General features: G+C 41.5%; 5 protein-coding genes. 3 read left to right on the top strand and 2 right to left on the bottom strand.

Features of this window, described 5'->3' with window-relative positions; all coding sequences use genetic code 11:
* Positions 1-178: 178 nt before the first annotated feature.
* Together IQ228_RS21905 and IQ228_RS21900 are read right to left on the bottom strand one after the other, a co-directional pair.
* The gene (locus IQ228_RS21905; RefSeq protein WP_027402718.1) at positions 179-754 is read right to left on the bottom strand and encodes a DUF924 family protein; all 576 of its coding nucleotides are present in this window, start codon (positions 752-754) and stop codon (positions 179-181) included.
* Between the two features lie 5 nt (positions 755-759).
* Complete coding sequence (locus IQ228_RS21900; RefSeq protein ID WP_035082469.1) at positions 760-1,326, bottom strand: SRPBCC family protein; 567 nt, start codon at positions 1,324-1,326, stop codon at positions 760-762.
* Between the two features lie 447 nt (positions 1,327-1,773).
* Here IQ228_RS21900 and rd point away from each other — a divergent pair, with 447 nt between their 5' ends.
* From rd to lpxD, 3 genes are all read left to right on the top strand, one after another.
* Positions 1,774-1,938 (top strand): rubredoxin, encoded by a 165-nt coding sequence (gene rd, locus IQ228_RS21895; protein ID WP_071992801.1) that lies wholly within the window; start codon positions 1,774-1,776, stop codon positions 1,936-1,938.
* A gap of 91 nt (positions 1,939-2,029) precedes the next feature.
* Complete coding sequence (locus IQ228_RS21890; protein WP_193964430.1) at positions 2,030-3,268, top strand: NAD(P)/FAD-dependent oxidoreductase; 1,239 nt, start codon at positions 2,030-2,032, stop codon at positions 3,266-3,268.
* A gap of 67 nt (positions 3,269-3,335) precedes the next feature.
* The gene (gene lpxD, locus IQ228_RS21885; RefSeq protein WP_027402721.1) at positions 3,336-4,361 is read left to right on the top strand and encodes a UDP-3-O-(3-hydroxymyristoyl)glucosamine N-acyltransferase; all 1,026 of its coding nucleotides are present in this window, start codon (positions 3,336-3,338) and stop codon (positions 4,359-4,361) included.
* The last annotated feature ends 104 nt before the right edge of the window (positions 4,362-4,465 follow it).

Raw genomic sequence — 4,465 nt, 5'->3', positions numbered from 1 at the left:
CCCCCAACCCCCTCCAGTATCAAAAGCTTATCCTTTTCTTCCCCCCGCTGCGGGGGGATTTAGGGGGGTGCGATGAGGGGGCTAGGATGTGCCTTATATGACTGGAAATCGCTGTAAATGAGAGAATTAAAAGTTTTAAACCCACATAGGGTGCAAGAAAAATAACCCAATCCCCAATCTAAAAGGAAGAACCAGGTTGTTCTAAAAATTCCTCTTCTTCTGGGGTAGAAATCCGCCCTAAAATGGCATTACGATGGGGAAAGCGACCAAATCGAGCAATTATTTCCTTGTGTCGAAAAGCCGATTCAATCGCTTTTGCACTGTAGGGATCATGACTAAGTTGTTGAAATAGCTTAATACACTTCCGTTGATCAATAGGGTTTTCACTATGTTCAAAGGGTAAATATATAAACCAGCGCTGCACAGCTAATAATCGTCTATCATAGCCTTTGTTTGTGGCGTGTTGCGCTAATGATAGTGCTTCCCAGTCAGTTGCAAAGGCTTGTGGGGTATCACGAAACATATTTCGGGGAAATTGATCTAGCAACAGAATTAAAGCTAGACAGGTTTCTGGTGAATTCATCCAATCATGTAAAGATCCTGCTACCGCCTTTTGGTAGTCTTCCAAAAAAAAGTCGCAGACCTTAGCATCGAAATCTGACGATTTTTCAAACCAAAATGGTTGAATCTTCCCGTAATTTGGGTCATTTGGATGACCAAACCAAAAATCCAAAATAGTTTTTGCCTGTGACATTGCTATTATTGATGATTACAAAGCACCTGTCGCATTTTACATAGATTTGCTGGTAACTCCAAATTCATTGCTTGTTCAATAAAAATTGAGGGGATGGGAATGTTGGGGGTGGCTTGTACGGTATAAGCTAATAAAGTGCCATTACCCATATCTTTGAGTTCTAAACTGGCATGAAAATCTGCAAATGAGCCTCTTTCCATGCGAAACTGGACTTGCTGCCCTAATACCTCCACCACGCTCAAATAAATTTCTACTTGAGCCGTGAAAAATAAAAAGGCTTTTTGTGCGGCTTGATAGAGACGTTTGACATCACCTTTAGATATGACTTCACTTTTGGTGATATCGGGAAAATATTGTACCCAACGGGGGTAATCTGTAATTTGTTGCCAGACATGGGATCTCATTAGGGGTACATACATACAAGCGGTAACAGCACCACCCCAGTTAGTATGGGATCTTGTTTGTACTAATACTTCCCCCTGAATCAGCAGTCTTTGCTGATCTTGATTCCAGAGGCTATCTGGTAATGGTAACATGGCGTAAGCGATATTTTTAAGATTTGAGTTTGACATATATAATGCAGATATAGTGATTTTGGTAACGTTTTAACTGATTAACCTTGATAATTTAATTGAGTTTAACTTGCTCAATTCTAATTACAGTCGAATTCATAGAGTTTTCGCAATGAGTCTAAAGTTTATGTTCACTTATGGAAGCATCATTTTTATATCCAACGCAAATTGGAGTTAACAGGAAAACACCGTGAGTCAATCTTCTTTAAATGGCAAATTAATCCAAGGTTTTGGGATTCTCTTGGGGATGAGCGTATCCTTGTTCGTACTGAGAGGATTGGGTATTATCACTTTCCTTCCTGGTGGTGTAATTACTCTACTGTTCTTTGGGGCTATAGCTTTGGCAATCTTCAGTTATTGCTCAAGGAGATGGTGGCGTTTTTAGATTTACCACCAATAATTATTACATCAAAAAAACTGACAAGTCATTGATCAGAGGTAAAAAAGATGCAAAAGTATATATGTACGGTTTGTGGCTATATCTATGACCCAGAAATAGGTGATCCTGATGGTGATATAGCGCCAGGAACGGCTTTTGGAAATATTCCCGATGATTGGGTGTGTCCAGTTTGTGGTGCAGCAAAATCGGACTTTGAGTTATATGAAGAGTAATATGGACATAGGATAGATCCCCGACTTCTCGAAGAAGTCGGGGATCTGAAATCTGAAGTCTGAAATCTGAAATATTAAAAAATTTTTGAAGTTGTTACCTTTGCAAATTGTAGTTATTGGTGGTGGGGCTGCGGGATTCTTTGGTGCGATCGCTTGTGCTGAAGCTAATCCCCAAGCCCAGGTTACTTTAATTGAAGCGAGTCGTCAACCTTTGGCGAAAGTGCTGATTTCCGGTGGAGGGCGTTGTAACGTTACTCATGCTTGTTTTGAACCAAAAATTTTAGTCCAGAATTACCCTAGAGGTGGTAAGGCTTTATTAGGTGCTTTTACCCGCTTTCAACCTTTAGATACCATAGCTTGGTTTGCGGCGCATGGGGTGAATGTGAAAACGGAAGCTGACGGAAGGATGTTCCCGATTACAGACCGTTCGGAAACCATTGCTGAATGTTTGATTAAGGCGGTTTTTGATGCCAACATAGAACTTTGTATTGGTACACCTGTTACGGCTGTCACCCGCAAAGATACAGGTTTTGAAATTCTCCTCAAGTCGGGAGAAACTAAAGAGTGTCATCGCTTACTATTGGCTACAGGTAGCAGTTTAGCTGGTTATAAAATTGCTAGGGAATTAGGTCATGAGATCCAAACTCCTGTACCTTCCTTGTTCACCTTTAACGTTGCGGATGCTAAACTGCGGGAATTAGCGGGAATTAGCATTAGTTCTGTAAATCTGCGCTTACCAGGTACAGGGAAAACCCCATTACAACAAACAGGTCCATTATTAATTACCCATTGGGGTATAAGTGGTCCAGCAGTGTTGAAACTTTCGGCTTGGGGTGCAAGAATTCTTAATGAAAATCGCTATCAACACAAATTACTGATTAATTGGTTGCCAGATTTATCACAAGAAGAAGTGAGACAAAAACTTTTAACCGTCAAAGCTGAATGGGGACAAAAAGCGATCGCCTTACATCGTGGTGTAGACTTACCACATCGGCTTTGGCAATATATTATCAATCGTATCCATCTTCCCACAGAAGAACGTTGGGCAACCATATCCAACAAAACCTTAAATCAACTAGTCCAAGAAATCTCCCAAGGAGAATACCTAATCACAGGTAAAGGTGCATTTAAAGAAGAATTTGTCACCTGTGGAGGAGTGAACCTCAAAGAAGTCAACTTCAAAACAATGGAAAGTAAAATAGTCCCCGGCTTGCATTTTGCCGGTGAGATATTAGATATTGATGGTGTCACAGGTGGCTTTAACTTCCAAAGTGCTTGGACAACAGCCTACTTAGCCGGTCAGTCCATGACAAAAGCAACAGGAAATTAATTTCTTCCTTTGCGCCTTTGCGCCTTTGCGTGAGACAAAAATCTATAAATCGTTTTAGTAAATCAGTATGAAATTTAGTGAAATTCTCAATCAACTTGGTGATTATATTACCGAAAGTAGCCCTAACATTGATTTAGAAATTACTGGAGTTGCAGCCATAGATGAAGCAATATCGGGGACTCTCAGCTATGTAGAAGGAGCTAAATTTTCCGCATTGCTCAATTCTACTGGTGCGAGCGCTGTAATTTTGCCCCCAGATGAAAAATTGCAGAATCAAGCCGGAGAAAAGGGTCTAGCTTGGTTATCAACAACTCAACCCAGACTGGTATTTGCGAAAGCGATCGCCCTATTTTATCAACCTTACCGTCCTACTCCCGAAATTCATCCTAGTGCCGTGATTCACCCCAGCGCCAAAATTGGTGATGATGTGTATATTGGCGCTCATGTTGTTATTTCTCATGATGTAGAAATTGGCAATCATGCCATTATTCATCCTAATGTCGTTATTTATCCAGAAGTAAAAATAGGCGATCGCATCACCCTACACGCTAACTGTACCATCCACGAACGCACCCAAATCGGTGCAGATTGCGTTATTCATAGCGGTGCTGTGATTGGTGCAGAAGGCTTTGGCTTTGTCCCTATTCGGACAGGTTGGTTGAAAATGGAACAATCGGGTTACACCGTTTTAGAAGATGGAGTAGAAGTAGGTTGTAACACAGCCATAGACCGTCCCGCAGTCGGAGAAACAAGAATTGGTAAAAATACCAAAATTGATAACTTAGTGCAGATAGGGCATGGCAGTCAAATAGGCTCTGGTTGCGCCATAGCAGGTCAAACAGGCATGGCTGGAGGCGTAAAGATTGGAAATCGAGTAATTTTAGCTGGACAAGTGGGAATTGCCAATCAGGCTAAAATTGGAGATGGGGCAATGGCTTCCGCTCAAACTGGTATTCTCAAGGATGTTGCACCGGGAGAAATTGTCTCAGGTAGTCCAGCCATACCACACAAACTCTACCTCAGAGCATCAGCAATTTATAGCCGCTTGCCAGAAATTTATCAAAATCTCAAAAAATTACAAAAGAGGGGGTAGGGGGAGTTGGGGCTGTCTCTTATACACGTCTGACGCTGCCGACGACCTAGACCGTGTAGATCTTGGTGGTGGTCGTTACGTTGTAAAAAAAAAAAACAAATAAA

This window comes from Dolichospermum sp. LEGE 00246 (assembly GCF_015207865.1).
Taxonomy (GTDB): Bacteria; Cyanobacteriota; Cyanobacteriia; order Cyanobacteriales; family Nostocaceae; genus Dolichospermum; species Dolichospermum heterosporum.
This window is presented reverse-complemented; position numbering and strand designations above follow the sequence as displayed.

Bases quoted from the DNA above. Each gene is read 5' to 3' on its own strand.
- IQ228_RS21905 (WP_027402718.1), bottom strand. From the start codon at position 754: ATGTCACAGGCAAAAACTATTTTGGATTTTTGGTTTGGTCATCCAAAT.
- IQ228_RS21900 (WP_035082469.1), bottom strand. From the start codon at position 1,326: ATGTCAAACTCAAATCTTAAAAATATCGCTTACGCCATGTTACCATTA.
- rd (WP_071992801.1), top strand. From the start codon at position 1,774: ATGCAAAAGTATATATGTACGGTTTGTGGCTATATCTATGACCCAGAA.
- lpxD (WP_027402721.1), top strand. From the start codon at position 3,336: ATGAAATTTAGTGAAATTCTCAATCAACTTGGTGATTATATTACCGAA.